Source organism: Aphanothece stagnina RSMan2012, from assembly GCF_046764815.1.
Taxonomy (GTDB): domain Bacteria; phylum Cyanobacteriota; class Cyanobacteriia; order PCC-6307; family Cyanobiaceae; genus NIES-981.
In genome coordinates this window covers 113356-138311 of sequence record NZ_JBKOUC010000004.1, presented here as the reverse complement: position 1 = coordinate 138311, position 24956 = coordinate 113356, and the positions used below count along the sequence as shown (strand labels likewise).

The 24956-nt window shown below is 69.4% G+C and carries 29 protein-coding genes and 1 tRNA gene; 17 read left to right on the top strand and 13 right to left on the bottom strand.

Annotation, left to right across the window (positions count from 1 at the left end; all coding sequences use genetic code 11):
* Positions 1-13: 13 nt before the first annotated feature.
* Genes plsY through ACLNEE_RS04395 form a run of 5 tightly spaced genes read right to left on the bottom strand, consistent with a single transcriptional unit; the run spans position 14 to position 4298 of the window.
* Entirely contained in the window at positions 14-721 is a 708-nt protein-coding gene (gene plsY, locus ACLNEE_RS04415) for a glycerol-3-phosphate 1-O-acyltransferase PlsY (protein ID WP_411424168.1), read from the bottom strand.
* A gap of 50 nt (positions 722-771) precedes the next feature.
* Positions 772-1704 (bottom strand): DUF3086 domain-containing protein, encoded by a 933-nt coding sequence (locus tag ACLNEE_RS04410; protein ID WP_412006818.1) that lies wholly within the window; start codon positions 1702-1704, stop codon positions 772-774.
* The gene (locus ACLNEE_RS04405; RefSeq protein WP_411424170.1) at positions 1697-2107 is read right to left on the bottom strand and encodes a DUF3119 family protein; all 411 of its coding nucleotides are present in this window, start codon (positions 2105-2107) and stop codon (positions 1697-1699) included. The genes ACLNEE_RS04410 and ACLNEE_RS04405 overlap by 8 nt, the downstream gene beginning before the upstream one ends.
* Positions 2108-2115: 8 nt before the next feature.
* On the bottom strand, positions 2116-2895 hold the full coding sequence (locus ACLNEE_RS04400) for an MlaE family ABC transporter permease (RefSeq protein WP_411424171.1): 780 nt from the start codon (positions 2893-2895) through the stop codon (positions 2116-2118).
* Positions 2892-4298, bottom strand: coding sequence for an MFS transporter (locus ACLNEE_RS04395; protein WP_411424172.1), 1407 nt, complete (start codon positions 4296-4298; stop codon positions 2892-2894). The genes ACLNEE_RS04400 and ACLNEE_RS04395 overlap by 4 nt, the downstream gene beginning before the upstream one ends.
* Before the next feature lie 78 nt (positions 4299-4376).
* On the opposite strand from ACLNEE_RS04395, the gene ACLNEE_RS04390 reads away from it, so the two are divergent.
* Positions 4377-4447, top strand: a tRNA-Gly gene (locus ACLNEE_RS04390).
* Positions 4448-4538: 91 nt separating this feature from the next.
* Here the strand turns inward: ACLNEE_RS04390 and ACLNEE_RS04385 are convergent.
* The 4 genes from ACLNEE_RS04385 to ACLNEE_RS04370 all read right to left on the bottom strand — a co-directional run bounded on the left by ACLNEE_RS04385 (position 4539) and on the right by ACLNEE_RS04370 (position 9593).
* Positions 4539-6701: a PhoX family protein gene (locus ACLNEE_RS04385; RefSeq protein WP_411424173.1), complete on the bottom strand. Its 2163-nt coding sequence runs from the start codon at positions 6699-6701 to the stop codon at positions 4539-4541.
* Positions 6698-7762 (bottom strand): esterase-like activity of phytase family protein, encoded by a 1065-nt coding sequence (locus ACLNEE_RS04380; protein ID WP_411424174.1) that lies wholly within the window; start codon positions 7760-7762, stop codon positions 6698-6700. Before ACLNEE_RS04380 ends, ACLNEE_RS04385 begins: the two co-directional genes overlap by 4 nt.
* 189 nt (positions 7763-7951) lie before the next feature.
* Positions 7952-8608 (bottom strand): DoxX family protein, encoded by a 657-nt coding sequence (locus ACLNEE_RS04375; RefSeq protein WP_412006817.1) that lies wholly within the window; start codon positions 8606-8608, stop codon positions 7952-7954.
* Positions 8609-8906: 298 nt separating this feature from the next.
* Positions 8907-9593, bottom strand: coding sequence for a hypothetical protein (locus ACLNEE_RS04370; RefSeq protein ID WP_411422702.1), 687 nt, complete (start codon positions 9591-9593; stop codon positions 8907-8909).
* A 121-nt stretch (positions 9594-9714) separates the two neighbouring features.
* On the opposite strand from ACLNEE_RS04370, the gene ACLNEE_RS04365 reads away from it, so the two are divergent.
* Both ACLNEE_RS04365 and ACLNEE_RS04360 read left to right on the top strand, forming a co-directional pair.
* Positions 9715-9858, top strand: a complete 144-nt coding sequence (locus ACLNEE_RS04365; RefSeq protein WP_087067963.1) for a chlorophyll a/b-binding protein — start codon at positions 9715-9717, stop codon at positions 9856-9858.
* A 50-nt stretch (positions 9859-9908) separates the two neighbouring features.
* A complete protein-coding gene (locus ACLNEE_RS04360; RefSeq protein ID WP_411422703.1) occupies positions 9909-10589 on the top strand; it encodes a hypothetical protein in 681 nt (226 codons plus the stop codon).
* Positions 10590-10618: 29 nt separating this feature from the next.
* On the opposite strand, the gene ACLNEE_RS04355 is transcribed toward ACLNEE_RS04360, so the two are convergent.
* Together ACLNEE_RS04355 and ACLNEE_RS04350 are read right to left on the bottom strand one after the other, a co-directional pair.
* Positions 10619-10822, bottom strand: a complete 204-nt coding sequence (locus tag ACLNEE_RS04355; RefSeq protein ID WP_412006816.1) for a hypothetical protein — start codon at positions 10820-10822, stop codon at positions 10619-10621.
* A gap of 41 nt (positions 10823-10863) precedes the next feature.
* Positions 10864-13023 (bottom strand): glycogen debranching protein, encoded by a 2160-nt coding sequence (locus tag ACLNEE_RS04350; RefSeq protein ID WP_411422705.1) that lies wholly within the window; start codon positions 13021-13023, stop codon positions 10864-10866.
* Between the two features lie 59 nt (positions 13024-13082).
* On the opposite strand from ACLNEE_RS04350, the gene ACLNEE_RS04345 reads away from it, so the two are divergent.
* The 4 genes from ACLNEE_RS04345 to ACLNEE_RS04330 all read left to right on the top strand — a co-directional run bounded on the left by ACLNEE_RS04345 (position 13083) and on the right by ACLNEE_RS04330 (position 15798).
* Entirely contained in the window at positions 13083-13799 is a 717-nt protein-coding gene (locus ACLNEE_RS04345; RefSeq protein ID WP_412006815.1) for an MBL fold metallo-hydrolase, read from the top strand.
* Positions 13800-13990: 191 nt separating this feature from the next.
* Entirely contained in the window at positions 13991-14266 is a 276-nt protein-coding gene (locus ACLNEE_RS04340) for an HU family DNA-binding protein (RefSeq protein ID WP_411422707.1), read from the top strand.
* A gap of 158 nt (positions 14267-14424) precedes the next feature.
* Complete coding sequence (gene gluQRS, locus ACLNEE_RS04335; RefSeq protein WP_411422708.1) at positions 14425-15426, top strand: tRNA glutamyl-Q(34) synthetase GluQRS; 1002 nt, start codon at positions 14425-14427, stop codon at positions 15424-15426.
* Positions 15427-15501: 75 nt separating this feature from the next.
* On the top strand, positions 15502-15798 hold the full coding sequence (locus ACLNEE_RS04330) for a hypothetical protein (RefSeq protein ID WP_411422709.1): 297 nt from the start codon (positions 15502-15504) through the stop codon (positions 15796-15798).
* Here the strand turns inward: ACLNEE_RS04330 and ACLNEE_RS04325 are convergent.
* A complete protein-coding gene (locus ACLNEE_RS04325; RefSeq protein ID WP_412006814.1) occupies positions 15767-16000 on the bottom strand; it encodes a hypothetical protein in 234 nt (77 codons plus the stop codon). The genes ACLNEE_RS04330 and ACLNEE_RS04325 overlap by 32 nt on opposite strands.
* Between ACLNEE_RS04325 and ACLNEE_RS04320 the strand changes: the two genes are divergently transcribed.
* From ACLNEE_RS04320 to ACLNEE_RS04280, 9 genes are all read left to right on the top strand, one after another.
* Positions 15999-16205, top strand: coding sequence for a hypothetical protein (locus tag ACLNEE_RS04320; protein ID WP_412006813.1), 207 nt, complete (start codon positions 15999-16001; stop codon positions 16203-16205). The two genes, ACLNEE_RS04325 and ACLNEE_RS04320, sit on opposite strands and share 2 nt — an antisense overlap.
* A 71-nt stretch (positions 16206-16276) precedes the next feature.
* Complete coding sequence (locus ACLNEE_RS04315; protein ID WP_411422711.1) at positions 16277-16819, top strand: NAD(P)H-dependent oxidoreductase subunit E; 543 nt, start codon at positions 16277-16279, stop codon at positions 16817-16819.
* The gene (locus ACLNEE_RS04310) at positions 16819-18495 is read left to right on the top strand and encodes a NuoF family protein (RefSeq protein ID WP_411422712.1); all 1677 of its coding nucleotides are present in this window, start codon (positions 16819-16821) and stop codon (positions 18493-18495) included. The genes ACLNEE_RS04315 and ACLNEE_RS04310 overlap by 1 nt, the downstream gene beginning before the upstream one ends.
* Positions 18492-19211 carry a bidirectional hydrogenase complex protein HoxU gene (hoxU, locus tag ACLNEE_RS04305; protein ID WP_411422713.1) on the top strand — a complete coding sequence of 240 codons (720 nt, stop codon included), beginning with the start codon at positions 18492-18494 and terminating at the stop codon, positions 19209-19211. Before ACLNEE_RS04310 ends, hoxU begins: the two co-directional genes overlap by 4 nt.
* A gap of 2 nt (positions 19212-19213) precedes the next feature.
* On the top strand, positions 19214-19789 hold the full coding sequence (locus ACLNEE_RS04300) for an NADH-quinone oxidoreductase subunit B family protein (protein WP_411422714.1): 576 nt from the start codon (positions 19214-19216) through the stop codon (positions 19787-19789).
* A gap of 20 nt (positions 19790-19809) precedes the next feature.
* Entirely contained in the window at positions 19810-21270 is a 1461-nt protein-coding gene (locus tag ACLNEE_RS04295; RefSeq protein WP_411422715.1) for a Ni/Fe hydrogenase subunit alpha, read from the top strand.
* Between the two features lie 253 nt (positions 21271-21523).
* A complete protein-coding gene (locus ACLNEE_RS04290) occupies positions 21524-22342 on the top strand; it encodes a hypothetical protein (RefSeq protein ID WP_411422716.1) in 819 nt (272 codons plus the stop codon).
* A gap of 212 nt (positions 22343-22554) precedes the next feature.
* Positions 22555-22866, top strand: a complete 312-nt coding sequence (locus tag ACLNEE_RS04285) for an OsmC family protein (protein ID WP_411422717.1) — start codon at positions 22555-22557, stop codon at positions 22864-22866.
* 354 nt (positions 22867-23220) lie between these two features.
* The gene (locus ACLNEE_RS04280; RefSeq protein WP_411422719.1) at positions 23221-23511 is read left to right on the top strand and encodes a hypothetical protein; all 291 of its coding nucleotides are present in this window, start codon (positions 23221-23223) and stop codon (positions 23509-23511) included.
* A gap of 80 nt (positions 23512-23591) precedes the next feature.
* Here the strand turns inward: ACLNEE_RS04280 and ACLNEE_RS04275 are convergent, their stop codons facing one another.
* Positions 23592-24533 carry a GNAT family N-acetyltransferase gene (locus ACLNEE_RS04275; protein WP_411422720.1) on the bottom strand — a complete coding sequence of 314 codons (942 nt, stop codon included), beginning with the start codon at positions 24531-24533 and terminating at the stop codon, positions 23592-23594.
* Positions 24534-24726: 193 nt separating this feature from the next.
* On the opposite strand from ACLNEE_RS04275, the gene ACLNEE_RS04270 reads away from it, so the two are divergent.
* Positions 24727-24933, top strand: coding sequence for a hypothetical protein (locus tag ACLNEE_RS04270; protein WP_412006812.1), 207 nt, complete (start codon positions 24727-24729; stop codon positions 24931-24933).
* Positions 24934-24956 lie beyond the last annotated feature (23 nt).

The following is a 24956-nucleotide window of genomic DNA, read 5'->3' as shown; positions in this document are numbered from 1 at the left end:
CCCCCTGAGCCCCCTAGCGAGGGCTGGTCCCATCGAGGCCGGTTCCCTCCTCGCCGGCCGGGCGATCCTGACGCTTCTCCCCCAGGCGTGGTTCGGTGCCGGCCAGCAGGCGGCCGAGGTTGCTGCGATGGCGCCAGATCACCAGGAGGCTGGTGAGCAGCGCCAGCACCAGGTAGGGCCAGCGCAGCCCCATCGCCTGCTGCTGGAACCACCCCAGCATCAGCAGGGGCAGGGCCACGGCCGCCACCACGCTGGAGAACGAGACGATCCGGCTGAGGCTCAGCACCGCCAGGAAGATGCCGAAGCAGGCCAGACCCACGGGCCAGGTCAGACCGAGCAGCATCCCCAGCGCCGTGGCCACCGCCTTGCCACCCCGCCAGCCCAGCCACACCGGCCAGATGTGGCCCGCCAGGGCCGCCAGGCCCGTCGCCACCACCACGCTGTCGATCATCCAGCCGTCGGGGCCCAGGGGGGCGCCCAGGGGTTCCAGCAGCAGCTTGGCCAGCACCACGGCGGCGGTGCCCTTCAGCACGTCGACCAGGAAGACGACCAGGGCCGCTCCCTTCCCCACCACCCGCAGCACGTTGGTGGCGCCGGTGGAGCCCGAGCCCTCGCGGCGGATGTCCAGGCCCTTCAGCCAGCGGCCGGCCAGGTAACCGCTGGGAATGGAACCGAGCAGGTAACCCGCGAGCAGCAGCGGCAGGGTGAGCGGATCGGGCATGGTGGCGGGGTGGCGGAGGGGGACGCCGGCGGGGGCGTCAGTCGAGCGCGTCAGTAGAGCTCGTCGTCGGTGACCAGCTCGCCAGGCCCCGGGGCGAAGGCGAGCCAGAGCGGGAACTGCAGGATCGGGATGTCCACCACCTGCTCGGCGGCATCTATCACGATGAAGGGCAGCTCGCCACGCTCCTCCAGGCGGTCGGCCCGCTCGATCAGCGCGTCGGGGCGTTCAAACAGCACGATGCCGCTGGTGGGGCCGAAGTCCTCGCGGTCAAGGCCGAGGCAGTCCTGCAGGCCGCGGCGCCATTCCCCCAGCCGTTCCGGCTGGCCGGCCAGCACCAGCGTCTGGAAGCGGTCGCCATAGAGCTCCCCGAGGATGGCGATGGCCCCGGCGGTCATCAGGGCGTTGCGGCTGCGGCTGCCGCTGCTGGGCTGGGCGCCCCGTCCGCCCTGGTCGAGGAACCAGTTCTCCAGACTGAGCGCTCCCTCTGGTTCCAGCGTGCGGCGCAGTTTCCAGGGGTCGGCGTAGAAATCGGGCTGGCCCTGGAACGCCGTCAGCTGCTCGCGGATCAGGGACGCATCCGCACCGAACTGCCCCGCTGCCGGCACCACCGGCGGCGGCACGGACTCCGCTTCGGCAGCGCGGGCGGTGTCGAGCACGGAGGGTTGCACCAGCACCTGCTGGGGCACCAGCTCCACCTGCTCGGCCGCCACGGCGAGATCCTGCAGCGCCCCCACCAGGTAATCCTGAAACCCCTTCAGTCGCCGGGCCACGGCGTCGGCCTGGCCCGAGAAACTGCTGCTGATCTCGCGGCTGATCTGCTCGCGGCGGGCCTCGAGTTCACGGATCTCCTGGGTCAGCGCGTCGCGGCGCTGGCCCAGCTCCTGCAGGGCCAGTTCCTGCCAGGCCGGCATGGGCTCGGTCGCCTCAGCGGCAACCACGGGGGCCGGTGTGGGGGTGGGCTCGGCGGTCGGCTCGTCAGGCATCGGGCGCGGTGAGGTGACGCAGGTGCTGGTCCAGCTGGTGACGGAGGGTGGTGGCATCGAACAGCACCGGCAGCAGGTGGATGCTGCGCTGTTCACGGAAATAGAAGAGCACCGGCAGGCCAGGCCAGAACAGTTTCCATCCCAGCCAGGCGCTGTAGGGGAAGCGGCGCAGCTCCGTGGCCTGTCGCCACACCACCAGCCCGTCGGCCGTGAACTCCAGCCGCAGCAGCGCGGTCTGGAGGGCCAGGAACAGGCCGATCAGGCCCAGGCCCAGGGCCAGCCAGGGGGCACCTCCCCAGACGGGGAGCAGGCCCAGGCAGGCCAGAGCCAGCACCAGGGTGCCCAGCGCCACGCCGTAGTGGGGCGTGAGGCGCACGCCCGCAGCATCGGAGGGGGGTGTCATCGGGTCCATCAACCGAACAGCACTTTGGTCAGGAGGGCGTCCATCAGGGCCACCGTCACCAGGATCATCACCACGGCGCCGGTGGTGCTGGTGCCCACCTCCTTCGGGCCGCCGCGGGTGGTGAGGCCCCAGCCGCAGGCCAGCACGGCGATCTGCAGACCGAACACCAGCGCCTTGATCAGCATGAAGGGCACGTCCTCGGGGTCCATCCAGGTCCGCACCGAGGTCCAGAACACGCTGGGGGGGATGTTGTACAGCCAGGTGCTGCTCACCTGGCCCGACCAGATCCCCACCGCGAAGAACAGCAGGCACTGAACCGGTGCCATCACCACCATGGCCAGCACCCGGGGCACCACCAGGTACTCCACCGGATCGGTGCGCAGCATGGTGATGGCGTCGATCTGTTCGGTCACCTTCATGGTGCCCAGCTGGGCTGCATAGGCGGTGGCCACCTTGCCGGTGAGCAGCGTGGCCGTGAGCAGGGGGGCGATCTCGCGGGCCAGGCCCAGGGCCAGCAGCCCCCCGACGGCGGCGTTGGCGCCCTGCTTGGAGAGCTCCTCCACCACCTGGATGTTGAACACGGTGCCGGCGGCGAGGGCCGTGATCAGCACGATCAGAAAGCTGGCGGGGCCCGCTTCCAGCAGCTCCTGCATGAGGTCGTTCAGGCCGATCCGCCCCCGGACGATGGCGCTCACGGCCTGGCCACCGATCATGCAGCTGGCACCGAGCCGCCGGATGCAGCGGGGGGTTTTCAGGGGCAGTCGGTTCAGCCTCGAGAGGACGCTCATGGCTGCTGCACCCTGCGGATGGGCCAGCGTCGCATCACCACCAGCCCGAGCACGACCAGCAGGGCCGGGATCAACCCCATGCACAGCCGGATCGTCACCAGCGCACTGGCGGGCTGGGCCGCGTTGGGCAGGGCTTCGCTGTAGCCGCTTGCGGTGAGCAGGACGCCGAGCAGGGTGATGACCAGACTGATGCAGACCTTCTGGGCCAGCACCATCCAGGCGCTGTACTGGCCAGCGGGTTTTTCCGGATCGGCATCGATGGCATCGGGCAGGAGCGACCAGGGAATCAGATAGGCCGTGGAGGCGCCGATGCCGGCGATCACGATGGTGCCGAGCAGCAGCAGCAACCGGATGGCATTCCCCGGCCAGGCGAAGGCCCCGAGCGTGTTGTCCAGGGGCTGGAGCAGCATCACGACCAGGCAGGAGGCGATCCAGAGACCGCCGCCATAGCGCAGGGCGGCCAGGCGGCCGCTGCGGTGGGACACCGCGGTCCACAGCCAGAGGCCCCCCAGTGAACTCACCAGGAACGGCAGCAGGATCAACTTGCTGAGGCTTTCGGGCACCTCCATGACGACAGGGAGGAAGAACAGCGACACGGCCTGCATCAGCTGCAGGGAGCACCAGAGCAGCAGATAGAGGCCGAGCACCATGCCGAAGCGCCCGTTGCGCAGCACCCGGCGCAGCAGCCGCCGCGTGGTGCCCGTCGACCGTTCGGGCCGCTGGCAGTGCCGGGCGGCGGGCACCAGTCCCCAGCCGCAGAGGAGTGCGGAGGCGGTGATGATCAGCCCGGCCATGAGACCCACCGGCAGGTAGCTGCCGGCGTCACTGAGGTCGCGCACCAGGACGCCGGCGAGCAGGGCGGCCGTCACCGTGGCGAGGATCGATCCGGTGAAGCGGGCGGTGTTCAGGCGCGTGCGGAGCGAGACGTCGGTGCTGAGCTCCGCCGCGAGGGCCGTGTAGGGGAGATTGACGCAGGTGTAGAGGCTGTTCGCCACCACCGAGATCAGCAGGAAGATGGCGAACTTGGTCCAGATGCTCTGCCAGGGGGGCAGCCACCACATCGCGGCCATGGCCGCCCCGAGCGGTGCGGCGCTCCAGAGGATCCAGGGAATCCGGGGCCCCCAGGGGCTGCTGGTCTTGTCGCTCAGCCAGCCCACGATCGGGTCGTTGATGGCATCCCAGAGCCGTCCCAGCCCGTAGGCCAGGCCGGCCAGCCAGGGGGGCAGACCGGCGGCGACATAGAACCGCAGCAGGTAGAAACCGATCAGCGAGGCCCCCATCCCCGTACCCACATCGCCCAGGCCGTAGGCCCAGAGCAGCCGTTGCCGGGCCTGGCCGCGCAGGTCTGCGGCATCACGGGTGGCCGCGCCGGCGGGAGGCGCGTCGCTTGCGGTGGGCGCCAAGGCGGCTCGGGGAGAGGGTTTCGGACGCAGGCCATAATGACGGAGCCCGAAAGGGTGTGTGAGTACATCTGTACTGCCGCGGGCGTAGTTTAGTGGTAAAACCTCAGCCTTCCAAGCTGATGATGCGGGTTCGATTCCCGCCGCCCGCTTGCCTTGAGCGCTCCACCTGACCTGATCACCGGCTTGCCTTGGGTGACCTGAGCTCCCTTTGGCGTGACCACATGGTCGCCGCCGTGCCGCTCAGCTCAGCAGTTCGCCCCCAGCGGCCCGCTGGATCGCCACGATCCCGGGCCGTGGCGGCCGTCCCGGAACCCCGGAGGGCCAGTTGGAGCCCTGCGGCACCAGGCGCTCCTGCGTGAAGGGGGTGCCGCTGCGGTCCACCAGTGGGATGCGCTGGCTGTCGCCGGCCTTGGCCGCCCGGGTGCCGTTCACCTCGCCGGGATGCTGGACGGCCAGGAACAGCGTGTGCTGCGGGTCGTCGAAACACGGGCCGGTGAGCTCGCACTCCATGGGACCGGTGGCGAAGCAGAGGGCCTGGCCGCGGGCTGGCCCGGCCTTGGGCAGCACCCAGCAGCTGTTGTTGCCGAAGGGATCGCCGGGCGCCGGCCGGGAGGAGCGGTCGGTCACGATCCACACGTTGCCGGAGCGGTCCACCTCCAGGTTGTCGGGGTTGGCGAAGCCCAGGCCCCCCTCCCAGGGGGCGCCGCCCACGGCCACCATCCGCCAGCCGAAGCTGCCGCTTTCAGGACTGGCGTCGCTGAGGCGCATCACCCATCCGTGGGGCCAGCTGGATTCCCCAGCCGGTCCGGAGAAGATGGCGGGGTCGGCCCGGCCTTCCTTCTCTTCGCCGCCCCCGGCCGTGAAGGCGATCAGCAGGTCGCCCGTGCTGGGGTCGATCACAGTGTCTTCCGGGCGGGCGGTGGCGGTGGCGCCTGCGGCGTTGGCGGCCAGATGGGCATCGATCAGGATCGCGCCGAGCCGGGCTTCCGCTTCGCCCGGATAGAGGGCCGCCAGGGTGGCGAACCGCTCGCGGTACTCGGCCACCTCCGCATCGCTGCCCAGCGCGATGGCGCCGGGCCGGCTGCGGTCGTGGTGGGGCACCAGGGTGGGCTGGCTCAGTCCCCAGCGCCGGTAGTGGCTGGGCCGCTGCGGGTCCAGGCGGGTGCCTGGCAGCAGCGGGATCCAGCGGCCGCGGCCATCGGGGCTGAAGCGGGCCACCTCCAGGCGTCCCTGCGTGAACAGGGCGGAGTTGGATGAATCCCCGGGATCCTCGATCCGGCCGGCGCTCACGTAGCGGTAGAGGTGGCCGCCGTGCCGGTCGCAGCCGGAGTACACCACCAGGGGCTGGCCGGCCTCGGCCTTCACGGCCACCGCCTCATGGCGGAAGCGCCCCAGGGCCGTGTGCTTCACCGGTGGCCGCCGGGGCCGGCGCGGATCCACCTCCACGATCCAGCCGTACTTGTTGCCCGCCAGGCCGAAGGGATTGCCCAGGCCACGCAGCCGCCGGCCATCCCACCGGAAGGGCAGCCGGGAGGGGGCTGGGGAAGAGCCGTCGGCGAACACCTCCTCGCACACCTCGTTCTGGACGTTCTCTTCGGCGCTCAGCACCGTGCCCCAAGGGGTGGTGCCGCCGGCACAGTTGGCGAAGGTGCCGATGATCCGATCGCCGAGGCCGTCGTCGTGGCCGAGCCGCTGTGGCGCCCGGAACACGGCGGCCGCCGGTCCGCTGGCCCGCAGCAGCTGGGCGGGATCCTCCAGGCCGCTCAACCCGGTGATGCGGCGATCGAAGCGCCCGGGCTGCCGCTGCCAGCGGCCCTCGGCCCCGCGCCGCAGCCCGGCCACGCCGATGCCCAGATCCTCCAGGGCCGCGGCGGCCACCGCCCGCACCATGGCCAGCAGGGGATCACGGCCCTTCAGGGCCGTGGCGTCCACCCGGCCATCCCGATCGGCCAGGGCGACCCGCAGCGGCTCCAGGGGCAGGGCCAGGCCGCGGGCCTCGCCCAGGCCCTCGGCCCAGGGCCGCGCGCTGATGTACTCGAAGTTGACCGTGAGCAGGGCCTCGTCCGGCGCCAGCGCCAGGAAGGCCAGGTGATCGTTGTTGTAGCCGAACGTGCCGGTGCCGAGGGGATCGCCCCACACCGCCAGGAGGTCGGCCCGGTATCCCTCGGGCACCACCAGCCGGTCCACCAGGCTCACCTGGGCGTAGTGCCGGCGCTGTTCCGCCGCCGCCAGGCCATCGCCGGGCAGGGGCAGGGGCGTCGGTACGGGGCGAAAGGGCAGCTCTGGGCTCAAGCTGCCCCTCGGGCGCGGGGCCGCGTTGGCTGGGCGCCTGGACCGGGCCACCGCCTGGGCTGCGCTGCCCGTGCCGATTCCGAGCAGCATGAGCAGGGAGCGGCGGTTCATGGCTGGTGGGCGCAGGTGGGGGAGCGCCGCGGCTGAAGCAGGGCCAGATGGTTGGCCTGCAGCGGATTGAAGTTGTCGTCGCTGGCCAGCAGCAGCTGGGGTGGCAGGCCAGGGCCCCGCTGCCGCCAGGCCATCGCCTCCCAGTTGTCCGGCGGCAGGCCCCTGGCGGGCAGATCCCAGCTCGCCAGGGGCTCGAGGGGCGGGTCGGCCGCGGAAACCTCCCCTGGCATGGGCCGTGACGTGGGAAGTGGCATGGGCCGTGGCATGGGGAAGAGCGCCAGCCGCACCTGCCACTGCAGCGGCGGCTCGAAGCGGCGGAAGAGGGCCAGCAGGCCCGCCGGCTCCTCCCCAGATCCCTGCGGCAGGGCCAGGAGCTCGGTGAGCCCCCAACCCTCCCCGGGCAGGCGCAGCGGGCGCAGGGACCGCCACCCTGGAGCGCCTGGCTGGCCGGGCGTGTCCGCGCCAGGCCCTGACAGGGGCAGCGCTGCCAGCCTGACCCGATCGGGCGGATCCTGCAGCAGCGGCAGCTCCGCGGCCGCCAGCAGGGCCGCTGGCCCCATGCGCCGCCCCGGCAGGGCCGGCAGCACGGTGAGGGATTCGGGTCCTCCGTTGGCCTGCAGGCCCTGGCCGGCGTTTTCCAGCCAGGCCTCCGGCAACGGCAGGGAGGCGAGCAACCGGCCATCCGCCCGGTCGAACGCCAGAAGCCTGGCCAGCCGCTCGGGCTGGCGACGGCCCTCACTCACCACCCAGGCCCGGTTGCCCCGAAGCACCAGCCCTTCGCCATCGAGGCTGGCGGGTCGATCCCGCCTTCCGCTCGCCGACACGGGCAGGGGCAGGCTGCCGGCGGGCCGCAGGGGTACCACGCCCAGCTGATCCAGGCCCTGCCAGCGCTGCAGGCGCCCTTGTGGCGCATCACTCAGTAGCCAGAGCTCGTTCTCCACCACGGCGGCGGCGGAGAAGCCGCCCTGGGGCAGACCGGCGGCATCCGCGCGGGGCAGCTGGGCCTGGGCCACCAGCTCCCAGCCGGCGCTGAGGGGACAGGGCAGGAAGGGGGTCGCCAACAACGACAGAACGGAAGGAGGACAACAAGCAAGAAGGGCGCCCCGTGTCGGGCGCCCTTGGGCCTGTTGCAGGGATCGCGCTGCCCCGGTCCTGGCCTCTGATTCATAGATAAATCCGCCGCGGTGCCGTGTCAGTACGGCAAACCCTCCTCCTTCTCGGCCGGCGGTCCCGGGGAGCCGGCGGCGGACTCAGGCCCCGCCGCTGGCGGCCAGGGAGGTGGGCAGGGAGGCGGCTTGGGTGGGGGGCAGCGGGGCCTTCACCAGCTCCGCCGCGATGGCGCCGTCGAAGGAGACACGGCCAGGACCCAGCAGCAGCAGGGCCAGGCTGCCGCCCAGGTAGAGCACCACCAGCTCGAGCACGTAGATGTTCAGCCCGGCGGTGAGGATGTGGTGGTAGGCGGCCACGCCCATCGTGCCGGCGATGGCGAGGGCCCCCAGGGGGGTGAGCAGGCCCAGGATCAGCAGCCAGCTGCCCACCACCTCCGAGAGGCCGGCCACCCAGGCGAGCACGAGGGGAAAGGGCAGATGCAGGGACGCCACATAGGTGTCGGCGAAGGCCTGGGGATCGGCGAGCTTGTCCTGGCCGTGGTGGATCATCATCAGGCCGATCGCCACGCGCAGGATCAGCAGGCCGGCGTCGGCGAAGACACCACGCCCCAGCAGGTAGCGCTGCAGCCCGTTGCGGACGGCGGGGCGCAGCACCAGGGTGGTGAGCGGGCCGGGGGCGGGGGGCAGAGCGCCGCTGCGGGCGGCCTCAAGGTCGGAGCGGTTCAGGCGCAGGAACCACAGGGCCAGGCAGGCCGCGGTGAAGCCGCCGAGACCTTCCAGCAGTTGAAGGGTGGACATGGAGCGTGCACGCAGGCAGGGATGGCAAGACTCTGGCAATCCACGTAACGGAACGTGAAGGCGCCATGGCAGGCCGCCCGCCACCCCTGGCAGGTCCCCGTTGCCCGCGGGGACCTGCCACAGTGTTCACACTTCTTAATGCCGTCATGACCGTCGGGGAGCTCTTTCTGGAGTCGGTGTCCACCGGGGTGATCACGCCCGCGGAGCTGAGCTGGGTGGCCGGGCGTCAGCACCTCTTCTCCAGGGTGGAGGAGGCCGCGGCGGTTCGGCTGGGGCGCCTGCTGGATCAGGGGGTGATTCAGCTCGGCTGCCGGCTGGGCGTGCCCCGGGTGGCCTCTGGGGCCTCCATGGCCTCCGGCGAGGGCGCCAGGAAGCGCGCCGCGTAGCGCCGACCCCGCTCCAGGAAGTCCTCGCCGAAGAGCTCGCCGAACTGGTCTTCCACCCCTCCGAAGGCCCGTCGCATCCGCTCCCGTCCCAGCGCCAGGAACTGCCCGGCGGACTGGGCATAAAACGACCGGGCGGCCGCGGCATCGCCGTTCTTGAAGGCCGCGATGTACAGCCCGCGCACCGCATCGAGCCAGGGGACGACGCTGGGGTCGAAGTCGACCACGGCCCCATCGGGCCAGCGGATCTGCTTGCTCACCATGAACCCCATCACGGTCTTCATGCAGGCGCGGGTCCGCTCCACCCCGAGATGGCCGTCGAGTTTGCGGCGGAAGGCCCACTGCACGCAGCCGTTGGTCACCTCTAATGCCCGCAGCAGGGCGACCGCCTCGAGCTGGTCGGCAGGCAGGGTGCGCCACTGCTCGAAGGCCCGCTGCACCTCTTCGGTGAAGCGCTCCGGATCGGCGTCCAGATACTCCTCGAGATCGGGGACGTCCCGAAGGCGTGCCCACACGACCGCGCCGGCGCTCGAGCTGTCGGTGGTCGGGCTGGCGGTGGCCAGGTTGTTGGTGGCCAGGTTGTCAGGGGAGTCCGGGGCCATCGTCGACGCGGGTTCAGGAACCAGCCTGGAATCCTCCCGCTTTCCCATGGCCGGCTCCGGATCGCCCCGGATCCCCCAACTGCTGTTACAGTTCCTTCACATTCCGCAACTAAGCGAAATCATGTCCGACTCCACCTCCCGCTTCGGCTTCGTGGCCTTCGCCGAAACCTGGAATGGCCGCCTGGCCATGCTCGGCTTCGTGATCGGTCTCGCCACCGAGCTGCTCACCGGTCAGGGCATCCTGGGTCAGATCGGCCTCGGCTGATCGCCCCCGGCACCCCGCCGGGCGGTGCCGTCGTTCCCGGGAACCAGGCCATGTCCGCCTCACTCGCCTTTGTCCTGGCTCCCCACGATCACCTTCCCCCCGACGGCCCCGCCGTCTGGGGGGATCTGCTGCAGGCGCAGAGCCAGGGAATCCGCGAGGCCCAGGCTCTGCGCCTCTTTGATGTTGCGCCATCCCTGGTGGCTGCGCTGCCCGGACTCGGCTTCGAAGGAACCGTTCCGGCCGGGCTGCAGGGCCAGGAGCGCTGCCGGCTGATCTGCGACGCCGCCATTCCCCGCTTCGCCGTCGACTCCCTCTGGCTGGCGGCCTACGCGGTGTCCTGCGATGACCCGCAGCAGGTACATGCCGTGGATCGCTTTCCCCTGCGGGAGGCGCACAACGAAGCCTGCTGGTTCTATCCCACCGACGATGGCACCTACCTCTCCTGGCAGAACGCCCGTCAGCTGACGCTCGGGCCTGGCACCCTGGCCGACCCCGCTGTGCCGGCCGCCCCTGAGGACTACCGGCGCAGTGATGTGCACGTGCTGTGGTCGCTGATGGCTGACGACCCTGATCTCACCTGTGTGGGCATCACCTGGAAGGGCGTGCGCATCGCCTGGCCGGAGCTGGATGTCCAGCCGGCGGCCATCGCCACCTGGCGGGCCTTCGAGGTGGTCAGCAGTGCATCCCCCAGCTACCGCCCCCTCGCGCTCCACACCGTCCACCCGGCCTGAGGGACGGCCGGCCGGCCGGGTGGGCCGGTTCAGGAGGCCTTCTGATACAGCGCCTCCAGCCGTTCCCGGTTGAGGTCGACGTAGAGCAGGGCTTCGCCCGGTTCGGGGGCTTCGGGATGGCGGCGGGTCCGCCGGGCTGCCGGGGCTGGGGTGACGAAACCCTGGCGCATCAGGGAGAAGGCCCCGCAGAGGATCACAGCGAACGCCGCGACATAGAGAACGGAAAACAGCACAGCGGGCCCCGCAACGGCCACCAACCTAATGTAAAGAAGTGTTAAACGTGGCTGGCGCTGGCGTCCCCGGGGAGGCTGAGGCCAGCCATCCGGCGTCGTGACACCAGCAGCACCAGGCTGCGGCTTTCCAGGGGAAGACCTGTGGGCTTCCAGGCCTGAGGCTGTTGCGGCAGGTCCTGGCCAGGGGGCAGCGCCGTGTCGAGCACCCGCAGCCATCCCGAGGTGGAGACGGGCAGGTCGAAGTGCACCGCCTTGCTGTAGGCGTTCATGGCGCACCACAGCAGGGGACCCTGCACGTTGTCGTTGATGCTCCAGGCCAGGGTGTGGGACCAGCTGGCCCAGTCCGGTCGGGCGATCTCCACGCCGTGCCACTGGCGCCAGAGATGGGTGGGATCCTCCTGGCGTCGCTGGGGGCGCTCCGGCAGCGGCACTTCCGGATTGAGCAGGTCGAGCAGATGGGCGCGCAGGGCCAGCAGCCGCTGAAGGAACGTGCGCAGGGCGAGGTCGTCGCCATCGGGTTGCCAGTGCATCCAGCCGAGCGGGTTGTTCTGGCACCAGGTGTTGTTGTTCCCCCCCTGGCTGCGCCGCACCTCGTCGCCCATCAGCAGCATCGGCACGCCGGGAGCCAGCAGCAGGGTGCTGAGCAGGTTGCGCAGCTGGCGCTGCCGCAGGGCCGTCACCGCATGGTCGTTGCAGGGCCCCTCCACCCCGTGGTTCCAGCTGTTGTTGTGGTTGTCCCCGTCGCGGTTGTCCTCGCCGTTGGCCAGGTTGTGCTTGCCGTTGAAGCTCACCAGATCGGCCAGGGTGAAGCCGTCATGGGCGGTCAGAAACGTGATGGCCTGACCGGGATGGACCGGCACGTGGTGGTAGAGGTCGGGGCTGCCGCTCAGGCGCTGTCCCAGGGACCACACGCACTTCTCATCCCCCTTCCAGAAGCGGCGCAGGTCATCGCGGAAACGGCCGTTCCAGGTGGCGATCCGCCGGGCCGGAAAGTCGGCGAGTTTGTAGAGACCGCCACAGTCCCAGGGTTCGCTGATCAGTTTCAGATCGGCGAGATCCGGGTCGGCCTCGATGGCCTCGAACAGGGGTGGGTCGTCGAGCGGCGTCAGGCCGTCCCCCCGACTCAGGGCGATGCCCAGATCGAAGCGGAAGCCGTCCACCCCCAGTTCGATGGCCCAGCAGCGCAGGGATTCGAGGATCAGCCGCCGCACCAGGGGACGGTTGGCGGCGATTGTGTTGCCGCAGCCGCTCACATCCAGGTAGTCCCCAAGGGCGTTCTGCTGGTAATAGAGGCGATCGCAGAACCCCCGCCAGCTGAGGGTGGGCCCTTGCCGGTTGCCTTCGCTGGTGTGGTTGTAGACCACATCGAGCAGCACCTCGATGCCCGCCTGGTGGCAGGCCGTGACCAGCTGGCGCACCTGGGCCCGGGCCGTGAGGGGGTCGTCGCCCAGCAGGTAGTCGGGATGGGGGGCCATCCAGCTGAGCGGGCTGTAACCCCAGTGGTTGCGGCGCCCCGCCGGGGCGTCGCTGGGGTCGAAGGCCATCACCGGCAGCAGCTCGATGGCTGTGATGCCCAGCTGCTGCAGGTAGGGCAGGCTGTCGATCAGGCCCAGCAGGCTGCCCTGCCGGTGGGAGGGCACCGGACACCCCGGTCCCTGGGTGAATCCGGCCACGTGCAGCTCGTAGATCACGCTGCGCTGCCAGCTGTGGCGTGGACGGGGCGCGGCGCTGAAGTCGAACGACTCCCGCTCGGTCACCACCCCCTTGAGGCAGCGGGCGGCGTTGGGGACACTGCCCACCGCTGCGTCGCGGCTGTAACCCCGCCAGCCTGCGATGGCACGGGCGCAGGGATCGAGCAGCACCTTCGAGGGGGCGAAGCTGTGCCCCCCCGGCTGCAGCGGTCCGAACACCCGGTAGCCGTAGCAGGCCCCCAGCCCGATCCCCTCCACCTCCACGTGCCAGTGGTCGGCCGAGCGGTGCCGCTGATCCAGCTCCACCACCATGGAGGGCTCCGTGGCTTCGCCATGGGGGAACAGCAGCAGCTCCACCCGCGTGGCCAGCGGCGCCACCACCGAGAAGTTCACCCCCCGGGCCGTGGTGCTCGCCCCGAGCGGCCCGGGCCTGCCGCGCTGGATCCGGAAGGGGCCGGTCCCGAGGGGAGGGGCAGCCGCCGCAGGCGCCGGGGTGGAAGGGGCAGACAACGGGGCAGGCCAGTGCGACCCACAAACTAGGCAGAGGATCGGAACCAGGCCCGGTGTCAGTGCAAGCTCCCCCTCCGGAACCGGGTCGTCCCCCCCAGCTGGTCCTCCCCGGCCTCTGGTTGTTCGCCCCCAGCCGGGACACTCAGGGGGGCAGCAGCTGGTTGCTGGAGGCCGCCCACAGCGGGCTGGCCGGGGATCTGCTGGTGGACTGCCCCGGCTACAGCCAGGCCAACCTCGACTGGTTGCGGGCCCGCCCCCTCGGCGGCACGGTGGTGATGACCAGCCGTGAGGGTCATGGCCGCTGCCGGCGGCTCCAGGAGGCGATCGGCTGGGACGTGCTGGTGCAGGAGCAGGAGGCCTACCTGCTGCCCGGGGTGAGCGGCCTCCGCCGCTTCGGCGCCGAGTCCCGGCTGGCGCCGGGGGTGGCCCTGCTGTGGACCCCGGGGCCGACGCCGGGCGCCGCCGTGCTCCATGTGGCCGGCCCCACCCTGAACGTGCTGTTCTGTGGACGTCTGCTGCTGCCCGTGGGGCCGGGGGCGCTGGCGCCGCTGCGCACCGCCCGCACCTTCCACTGGCCGCGTCAGTTGCGGAGCCTGGCGCGGCTGCGCCGCTGGCTTCCGGAAGGCTCGCCCCACTGGATCGCCTGTGGGGGCGGGCTGGGGGCGCTGCGGGGCCAGAAGCTGGTCGCCGGCGGGGCGGCGCTGCTGGCCGGTCTGGATCTGGAGGAGGGCCTCAACGTCCCCGCGGGTCCCCTCGGCGCCCGGCGGGAGGGATAGTTCGGTGCGGATTTCGCCAATCGAGCACCAAAACCGTTGCGGCATCCTGCTTCTCGGTTGCGGCAATCGAATGGGCCCCATACCATTGGCGCGCTTGACCCGTAGACGGTTGGGGATGTCCGACCCGCCTCCCCAGATCGCCTGTCAGACCGCCACCCACCCGACCGCCACCCAGAGGCTTAACCCGTCCCATGAACAAAGCTGACCTCGTCAACCTTGTGGCTGCTCGCACCGAGCTGACCAAGACCGAAGTGTCCCAGGTCGTCGATGCCGCCATCGACACCATCATTGATTCCGTGGTGGAGGGCAAGAAAGTGTCGATCCTCGGTTTCGGATCGTTCGAGCCCCGGGAGCGTTCCGCCCGCCAGGGACTCAACCCGAAGACCGGCGAGAAGATCAAGATCCCGGCGAAGCGGGTGCCCGCCTTCACCGCCGGCAAGATGTTCAAGGATCGCGTGCAGGGCTGAGGCCACGCCGAGCCTCCCTGGCCATCCTGTCCGGCAGCCGAGGGCTGCCGGGTTTCTGCGGCGGCCCGTCGGGCCGCCTTTTTCGTGCCCTTCTCTCCCTTCTCTGCGGCCCATTTGAGTCGCCCATCTGCGTCGCCCTTTATGGCGTCGTCTTCCGTGTGCTTCGTCTGCCCCGTCATGTCCAGGACCTGATCGCTGCCGGCGTGGCCGGGCGGGCCCGGGGCTACCGGGGGCGCTTCGCCCCGTCCCCCAGCGGGGCCCTGCACCGCGGCAACCTCCGCACTGCCCTGCTCAGCTGGCTGGAGGCGCGGCTGGCCGGAGGGGAGTGGCTGCTGCGGATCGATGACCTCGACACTCCGCGCAACCGTCCGGGGGCTGAGGAGGCGATCCTGGCCGACCTTCGCTGGCTCGGCCTCGACTGGGATGGCCCGGTGGTGCGCCAGAGCCGGCGACGCGGCCTCTACGCCACGGTGCTCACGGCCCTCAGACGGGCCGGCGACCTCTATCCCTGCCGCTGCAGCCGTCGGCTGCTGGCCGATGTGTCGGCCCCCCATGGCGCCTGGCCGGTCTATCCGGGCTTCTGCCGCGACAGCCAGCGCGGCTGGGGATGGCGGGACGGCCGTCTGCCCAGCTGGCGCCTGCGGCTCGACGCCGGATCCCTGACCTGGCCGGAGCGCACCGGTCCCGAGGGGAGGCTGGATGCAGAGCGCCAGGTGGGCGATGTGGTGCTCCGCCGCGCCGATGGGTTTCTGGCCTACCACCTCGCCACCGCTGTCGATGAGCTCAGCCTCGGCATCAGTGATGTGCTGCGGGGGGAGGACCTGTGGCGCTCCACGGCCGCCCAGGTCGCGGTGATGCGGCATCTGGGGGCCGAGCCCCCCCGTTACGCCCATGTGCCCCTGTGGCGGGAGCCGGGGACCGGCCGCCGGCTGAGCAAGCGCGACGGGGCCGAGGGGCTGGCGGGTTACCGCCAGCGGGGCCTGGATGCCCCGGGCGTGATCGGGGTCCTGGCGGCCAGCGCCGCCCTGGTGCCACCCGGATCCCGGCTGAGCGCGGCGGAGCTGGTGCAGAACCTGAGCCCCGGCGGCCTGCAGCGGGTGCTGAGCGGTGCCGGTGTAGTCGCCAACGCGGAGACGGCAATGGAAAGCCCGCAGGCTTAAGGAAGCTTTCGGGATCGGCGGCGGCAAATCCACCCAGACTGAACCCACTCCTCCCGCTTCACCCGAGCCCCTGCGATGAACTCCCTGGAAGGGCTGAACCGGGCCCGAGAAACCTGCCTGCCGGAGGCCCCGGCCCCCGGACCGCTCAACAAGCCGCTCAACAAGTCGGTCGCCAGGTCGGTCGCGGACGAGGTCTGCAGCCACTGCGGCGGCAGTGGCATCCTGCGCCTGGATGACCAGCGTTTCCGCACCTGTCTGGACTGTCTGGGACAGGGACGACGCGTGCGCCGAGCGTCCGCCACCACCACCGCCGAGGTGCTCAAGCTGGCCCGACCCGGTCTCAGCGGGTCGGCTTCTTCTTCTGCTGCCTGATGAAGAAGGCGGCTGTCGCGACCACCACGGCCAGGGGAACGGCCGTCAGCAGCAGCAGGATCACGGCTGTCCAGTCGGTGTACATCGCCGCCAAGCATTGCTCTGCCATCATCCCAGCCCGCATCCCCGGCGGCCCCACCGCGTGGCTCGGCTCGTGGTTCGCGCCCACGGCCCTCATGCTTGCCCTGCTGGTGTCAGCCATGCCGGTGGGGCCTGCCGCGGCCGATGTCGTCTTCGACGACTGCCACCCCACGGCGGACGGCGGGGTCACCTGCGACACCCACCCCACCGGGGACACCCTGATGGATGACGTGGATGCCCGCTTCGGCCTGTTCAACGAGGCCAGTCCCGGCTGGAACGAGTTCGAACCCTTCGATGACGAAGGCTTCGGCGGGAATGGCGACTGAGCCTGGCCCGCCCTCAGCGCTGACAGCGCCGGGAAACGCTGCTAGCCCCGGTGTGGCGATCAGGGCCGACCATGGCAGCGACGATCCCTCTTCCTGAGCCCACCGCCGAGCTGCCGCTCGAGGCGGTGGAGCGCACCAGCCGGCTGATCCGCCAGCAGCGCGGTCGCGCCGATGCCCTGATCGAGGTGCTGCATCAGGTGCAGGAGCTCTACGGCCATCTGCCCCCGGCTGCCCTGGCCCAGGTGGCGCGGGAGCTGAGGCTGCCGCTCTCGCGGGTGCAGGGGGTGGCCAGCTTCTACCACCTGTTCCGCCTGGAGGCGCCCACCGCCCACCGCTGCGCCGTGTGCCTGGGCACGGCCTGCTTCGTGAAGGGCGGCGCCGAACTGGCGGAGCGGCTGGAGCGGCGCCTCGGCCTGAAGCTCGACGACGCTGCCGGCAACGGCACCTGGGCCCTGGAGCATGTGAGCTGCCTGGGGGCCTGCGGCCAGGCACCGGTACTGGTGGTGGACGGCCAGCTGGAGCCCAGGCTGCCGGTGGACGATCCCGCCGCCCTGGAGGCCCGCCTCGAGGCCCTCGGCCTGGCCGCCGGCGATCCCGTGGGGGCAGGGCGCTGATGACCGGCCCCACCCCGCTGCAACTGCGCTGCTGCGGCGCCAGCGGCTGCCGCTCCGCCGGCTCCGAGGCCCTGCGCTTGGCGCTGCTGGCCGCCCGCGACCAGCTGGGCGGCGCCGCCGAATCGGTGACGATCAAGCCGGTGGGCTGCCTGCGGCTGTGCGGCCGCGGCCCCCTGGTGGCCCTCGATCGCACTGGTGAGATCGGCGAGCCCGGCGAGGGGCCAGGCTCCGGCAGCACCGAGCTCTATGCCGATCTCACCCCCGAGCAGGCGTCCACCCTGCTGGAGGTGGCCACTGGCCTGGGCGCCGGTCGCGCCGATGGGCTGGCCGGCCAGCGGCTCGAGGCCGCCCACCCCTTCTTCGCGCTGCAGAAGGCGGTGGTGCTGGAGGGCTGCGGCGTGGTGAACCCCGAGTCGATCGACGACGCCCTGGCCCACGGCTCCTACGCCCAGCTCAGGCGGGTGCTGCTGGAGTGCTCCCCCGAGCAGGTGCGCGACCAGGTGAAGCGCAGCGGCCTGCGGGGCCGCGGCGGCGCCGGCTACCCCACCGGCCTGAAGTGGGACACCGTGGCCCTGCAGCCCCCCGGGCCCCGCACGGTGGTGTGCAACGCCGACGAGGGGGACCCCGGCGCCTTCATGGACCGCAGCGTGCTGGAGAGCGATCCCCACCGGCTGATCGAGGGCATGGCGATCGCCGCCTTTGCGGTGGGGGCCGAGCATGGCTACGTGTACGTGCGGGCGGAATACCCGCTGGCGATCGAGCGCCTGCGGCTCGCCCTGAAGCAGGCCCGCGCCAAGGGGCTGCTGGGGGTGGGCATCGCCGGCAGCCGCTTCAACCTGCGCCTGGAGGTGCGGGTGGGGGCCGGTGCCTACGTGTGCGGCGAGGAAACGGCGCTGCTGGCCTCGATCCAGGGGCAGCGCGGCACGCCGCGGCCGCGGCCGCCCTTCCCCGCCCAGGTGGGTCTGTGGGGAGCGCCCACCCTGATCAACAACGTGGAGACCCTGGCCGCGATTCCAGCGATCCTGCGCGAAGGGGGCGACTGGTACGCCGCCATGGGCACCGAGGGCAGCAAGGGCACCAAGGTGTTCGCCCTCTCCGGGGCGGTGGAGCGCACCGGGCTGGTGGAGGTGCCGATGGGCACCAGCCTGCGCACGGTGGTGCAGACCATCGGTGGCGGTGTGCCCGGCGGCGAGGGCCCCGACGCCGGCGTGAAGGCGGTGCAGACCGGCGGCCCTTCGGGGGGATGCATCCCCGCCCACCTGCTCGACACGCCCGTGGACTACGAGAGCCTCAGGGCCCTGGGCTCGATGATGGGTTCGGGCGGGCTGGTGGTGATGGGCGAGCGCACCGCCATGCCGGAGGTGGCGCGCCACTTCATGCGCTTCAGCGTGAACGAGAGCTGCGGCAAGTGCGTGCCCTGCCGCGCCGGCACCGTGCAGCTGCTGCAGCTCCTGGATCGCTTCGTGGAACGGCGGGCGTCGCTGGAGGATCTGCGGCGGCTCGAGGAGCTCTGCCGGATGGTGGGCGCCACCAGCCTCTGCGGCCTGGGCCAGGCGGCGCCCAACCCGGTGCTCAGCACCCTGCGCTACTTCCGCCAGGAGTACCAGGCGGCCTGCCGGGAACCGGCCCAGTGCGAACCGCTCGATGCCTGCCTGCTGCAGGAGGTGAGCCCATGAGCGTGCACACCCTCACGGTGGATGGGGTGGAGGTGGCCGTGCCCGATGGCGCCAGCCTTCTCGATGCGGTGCGGGCTGCCGGCGCCAGCCTGCCCACCCTCTGCCACCTGGATGGCCTCAGCCCGGTCGGCGCCTGCCGGCTCTGCCTGGTGGAGCTGGAGGGCAGCGGCCGGCTGCAGCCGGCCTGCGCCACCGCCGCCAGCGAGGGCCTGGCGGTGCTCACCAACACCCCCCAGCTGCAGGAGTGGCGGCGGATGGCGGTGGAGCTGTTCTTCGCCGAGGGCAACCATGTGTGCGCCTTCTGCGTGGCCAACGGCGCCTGCGAGCTGCAGGACGTGGCGGTGGCGGTGGGGATGGACCACTCCCGCTTCCCTTACCAGTACCCCCACCGTCGGGTGGACGCCTCCCATCCCCAGTTCGCGATCGATCACCACCGCTGCATCCTCTGCACCCGCTGTGTGCGGGTGTGCGACGAGATCGAGGGGGCCCACGTGTGGGACGTGGCCAACCGCGGCGCCGACTGCTCGATCATCGCCGGGCTGGATCAGCCCTGGGGCGAGGTGGCGGCCTGCACCTCCTGCGGCAAGTGCGTGGACGTGTGCCCCACCGGCGCCATCTTCCGCAAGGACGACACCACCGCCGAGAAGGAGGCGCACCGCGAGCGGCCCCGGCTGCTGCGCAGCGCCCGCGAGCAGCACCAATGGCAGAACCAGTGACCATGAGCACCCAGGCACCCAGGCTGCGTTTCGCCACCGTGTGGCTGGCCGGCTGCAGCGGCTGCCACATGTCGTTTCTCGATCTCGACGAGTGGCTGTTCGAGCTGGCCGCCCATGTGGACGTGGTGTTCTCGCCGGTGGCCAGCGACGTGAAGGAGTTTCCCGAGGGGGTGGACGTGTGCCTGGTGGAGGGGGCGGTGGCCAACGCCGACAACCTCGCGCTGGCCCTGCAGCTGCGCCAGCGCACGCGGCTGGTGGTGTCGTTCGGCGACTGCGCCGTGAGCGGCAACGTGCCGGCCCTGCGCAACCTCTGGAGCGGCGTGGATGGCGGCAGCCGCCAGAGCGTGCTGGATCGGGGCTACCTGGAGCTGGCCGACACCGGCGCCCAGCATCCCCATGCGCCGGGGATCGTGCCGGAGCTGCTGGAGCGGGTGCGGCCGCTGCACGAGGTGATCCCGGTGGATCTGTATCTGCCCGGCTGTCCGCCGAGTGCGGAGCGCATCCGCGCCGCCATCGAACCGCTGCTCCGCGGCGAGACGCCGGCGATGGAAGGCACGGCGATGTTGAAGTTCGGCTAGCTGCCAGCAGGACCCACCCCATGACCCGCACGATCACGATCGACCCGGTGACCCGCATCGAGGGGCACGCCAAGATCACCCTGCACCTCGATGAAGCGGGCCGGCTGGCTGATGCCCGCTTCCACGTGGTGGAGTACCGCGGCTTCGAAACCTTCTGCGAGGGCCGGCCGTTCACCGAGATGGCAGGGATCACGGCGCGGATCTGCGGCATCTGCCCGGTGAGCCACCTGCTGGCCGCGGCGAAGACGGGCGACAAGCTGCTGGCGGTGCAGCCGCCGCCGGCGGCCCGCCAGCTGCGGCGGCTGCTCAACCTGGCCCAGCTGTGCCAGAGCCATGCCCTCTCGTTCTTTCATCTGAGCAGCCCTGATTTCCTGCTGGGCTGGGAGAGCGATCCGGCCAAACGCAATGTGTTCGGGCTGATGGCGGCCGATCCGGATCTGGCCCGGGCCGGCATCCGCCTGCGCCAGTTCGGCCAGCAGGTGCTGGAGCTGCTGGGGGGCCGCAAGATCCATTCGGCCTGGGCCGTGCCCGGCGGCGTGCGCACGCCCCTGAGCGCCGAGGCCAGGGCGTGGATCCTGGAGCGGCTGCCGGAGGCGAAGGCCACCACGGCCAAGGCGCTGGAGATCTACAAGCGGCTGCTGGATGGGCCGCTGCAGCGGGAGCAGGGCAGCTTCGGCGATTTCCCCTCCCTGTTCATGGGCCTGGTGGGGCCGGGCGGCCGCTGGGAGTGCATCGACGGTCTGATCCGCTTCACGGACAGCACCGGAGCGGTGGTGGCCGATGGCCTCAGCGAAGACGACTACGCCAGCTTCCTGGGCGAGGCGGTGGAGAGCTGGAGCTACCTGAAGTTTCCGTTTTACAAACCCCTGGGCTATCCCGGGGGGATCTACCGGGTGGGGCCCCTGGCGCGGCTGAACGTGTGCGAGGCGATCGGCACGGAATGGGCCGATCGGGAGCTGCAGGAGTTCCGCCAGCGCACCGGCACCGTGGAGAGCAGTGGCCGCATCGTGACCTCCTCGTTTGCCTATCACCACGCCCGGCTGGTGGAGATCGTGGCCTGCCTGGAGGGGATCGAGCAGCTGGTGGTGGACGACAGCCTGATGCGTGGTCGCATCCGCGCCCGCGCCTCCCTCAATGCGAATGAGGCGGTGGGGGTGAGCGAGGCGCCACGGGGCACCCTGTTTCACCACTACCGGGTGGACGACGACGGCCTGATCACCCGCGTGAACCTGATCATCGCCACGGGCCAGAACAACCTGGCGATGAACCGCACCGTGGCCCAGATTGCGCGGGAATTCATCCCCGAACCGGTGGCCGAGGGGGCCGAGATCCCCGAGCCGCTGCTGAACCGGGTGGAGGCGGGCATCCGCTGTTTTGATCCGTGCCTCTCCTGCAGCACCCATGCGGCGGGTCAGATGCCATTGCACGTGGAGCTGCGCGATGCTGCAGGGGGGCTGGTGGCGGAACGGCTGCGGGGGTGATGGGGCTGGCGTGTTGCCTTGGTTTGAACGGTTTCTGCTGATGCGCATCAACTCCAGGACTCCGACGCGCTTGTTTGAGAGCCATTGCTGCGAAAGGGGTCTCGGGTGATGTCCTCTGACGTGTGGGCGCTCATGCCGCTGGCTCGAGAGGATTCCTGTGTCAGGAGGATCAGCCCAGATGGCGTTAGGCAAGGTGGCTTTGTTTCGCGCGCTTTCTCTGCTCTAAAGTCATGCTTGTTCGATATTTGCCATCATGGCCGAACCTTCGGAACTTAACGATGAACCCTCGCAGGAGGATCTAGCCATCAAAAATCAATCCCTGGCTGCCAGGTTGCAGATAGCCGTTGCTATAATGGTTCCATTTTTTGGCGTAGTGAATACATGGCAATCTCAGTATCTCCAAACACAGCTGCAGCAGGTGAGGCAAGAAGCGGAAAGAAAGCAGCAGTTTGCAGGCAGCATACAATCACAGTTGGATAATCTCACGGGCAAGGATCCCACAAAGGCCAAGGTGGCACTGGCGAGTCTTTATACTCTTGCGAAAGAGGAGGGCGACAAGACAATACTCTTTACCATCGCGATTGTAAGCCAAAATGAAGAATTGAAGAAGACAATAGCGTCATTGGTCGCGGATGACAGCGCCGCGTCGCAAGAATTTAAAGACAAACTTATTTCTAAGCTCGGAAGAATCGTTGACGTCCATGGCCGCACGTCATCAGCGTCTGATTCGAGGCCTCAGAATGATCTCTCCACTGAGAAGCAGCTGCTTGAGCAGTTGACACAGGACAAGAAGAATCTAAGTGGTTGGATGTACTTGGGCAAATCGGCGGCCGGTGGTAATCAGCTTGGCTCAGACAAGACGGTGACGAGCAGCCGGGTTCCAGGGAAGAATGAAGAGATCACGCTCCAGACAGCCTGTAACCTGAGGGAAACCGCGCCAACTGGAAGGGCGCTCGGCAGCATCAAGGGTATTGTCAGTAAAGGCACTAAGGCCAGGGTGCAAGAAATAAAAAGAAAAACCCTTGATGGGTCAAGTGAAGCGGTATGGGGCAGGGTTACCATCAGCGACTAGCTCAACCCACAAGGCCCAACGGGCCCCTTGAGTGGATAGGCCGCCATCGAGTCTCTGAACGCGTTCTGCACTCCCTTTCTGCCACTCAGGGCAGCGTTGAGAGTAGAGGTCACGATCGGGCATCAGCCATCGGTGGTCCCATTCCTTGGGATTCCAGCCTCAGTGCCCGTGTGTAGCGGGGTGAATCCATCAGCAGCTGGACATTCTCAGCGGTGAAGGCGTCCCATGGCGCCGGCCAGGACTTCCCCGACCGGGAGGGCAAGTTCGTGATGGAAGCCGACGAGTCGCCGCTTCTGCTGGAGTCCGTGGAATCGGCGCTTGTGGGCGATCTGGATCTGCGTGGATTTCTAGGGCTTGATCCCGATGCTCGCAAGGGATACAAAATAGTGAGCATGGAAATGCACATCACGGGCGCTCTCAGTGAGGCTCAGGAGCGGGAAGTGATGGGGCTCGGTTGCACCTACTCTCCCGTCTTCAGCATGATGTCACCGGGTGTGCCGATCTCCGTGGACCTGGTGGCATGAGCAGCCACTGCAGCATCTGGCCTTGGCATGACGCCCGTGCTTCCTCGATCTCGGCAGGCCGTTCTGCCACCGCTGTGGGGGCTCCTGTTCGGGGGGCTGCCGCCCTGGCCCACCCCAGGCGCCGACCGATGTCGATCAGGGACTTCGATCAGGGGCTTCGTTGTTGCGATGCGTTCAACCATGCGGAAGCGAACCGGGCCTTCCGCCATGCCGTTCAGCTCGGTCCCAGCGGTGTCCTCAGCTCTTGGGGGGAGACCGGGGCCAGGGCAGCGTGTCTGCAGGCCCGCGCTCTCCGCGGCTCGCCGAGGATCGCGGAGGGCTGCATGCCGCCTGGGCCGACGGGCTGGGGGGCTGGTGCGGAGTGATCTGGAGGATCGGGACATCCGCACCCGCCAGGCGGAGGCACTGATGAAGCTCGCTTCTTGGCAGTACTGGAACAGGGATGGATCTCCCAACCATCCCGGGGCTCACCTCCTCTCCATCCATGCGGTCGAGAAGGTGCAGCCGGATCGGGCCGTGAAGGCCGCTGAACGACTGCTCGGTCACATCGACGTGCGGCTGGCCTGCCAGCACAAGGCGATCACGGCCTACGAACATGCGGTCCATGCCGAGGAGGCCTACATCCGCGAGGATCGGCCTGCCTGATCAGGCCGCCCTGGCCAGCAGGATGAGCCCGATGGGCAGCACAGCCGCCAACGGCTCATGCCGGGACAGGTGCGACGGAGTCAGCGCCAGTCATCGAGGATGAAGACATCGGGTCTGTTGTACCCAGGGTCGTTGGGCCTGTGCATGACGACACCGGGCATTTCTGTACGAAAACCTCGGGCAACCATGCACGCATGGGCAGCCTCATGGCTGGTGTTCACACCGGCCAGCAGACGCGTGAGCTTCCGGGATGCTCCATGACCTTCACACAGGGCGAGCAAGGTCTCGAACTGTTCGGCGGCCCGGGGACCGGAGCGCACGGCACCAAATTTGATATAGCAGACACCACGGCCGGCCTCGCTGCCGGCGCCGCAATGGCAGACCGCAAAGGCTGCCAGACCTGCCCCATCCCACAGCAGCACCGTATCGCCCAGTGCCTGGGCCTGAACGGCTTCGATCTCCCGTGAGAGATCCAGGCCTGGGTAGAGCGCATCCGTGAGGGCTGCACAGGCTTGGAGACAATCCAGGCGCTGCTGGGGGGTGAGCTGGGAGTAGGTGGTCCCAGGCATGTCCGAGCCATCCATCTGGATCGGCTTGGCCATGATGAAGGTCAGAAAGCGTGGATAAAATCCAAACTTTGCATACAGCGCATGGTGCTTGGGGCTGTTGGCAAAGGTGAACAGTCCGGCTTGCCGAATCTCCCATTGGTCAAACAGATCCATGACCGGCTCGATCAGGCCTTGGGCAATGCCTTGATTCCAGTGATCCGGGTGAACGGAGAGGGGCCCAAAGGTGCCCACGCTCCCCCAGCGACAGGCGATGTTGCAACCCACCAACGTTCCGTCCAGATCGGCTGCGAAGGCTGCTGTCGGGTCGAGCTTCCAACGGGGTTGGACGTAATTCGCATCGCCACCGAAATCTCTGGGCTCAGGCAATCCGACGAACGTGCCAAAGGCGAGGCGAAAGAGATCTTCAGCCTTGGCCAGCTCCTGCTGTTGAAGAAGTCGGATGGAAAGGTTCACGAGCGGAACGCTGCTGTCCTGGGATGGCAAAGCGTAGCGATAGCTGCTCGGGCACCAATGGCGACTCCGCAATCATCACAAAGAGTCATAGCCTTCCGTCTTGAGCGCAATCAACGCGCCCTGGTCTCGGTCTGCCAGGCCCTCGCCACCGGCGATGAAGGCTGGGCTCAGCCCTCTCCAGGCTCCCGAATGGATGCTCGAGTTGTTCGCGTCGATCGACGCGTTGGATGTTTCGGTGGGATCCGGATTTCTGGTCTTTGGCGGTGATGTGGTGATGCGGTTCGGGCCTGAAACCATCCAGGGCATCGAAGCTGTCAAGGATTTCCTTGAAGGATTTCTTTGTGAGATTGGATGCTCCCTTCGACACCCAGCACGTCGCAGATCGGCTGCTTGGCTGTGATCGTGCCTTCTCGATGCAGGGAA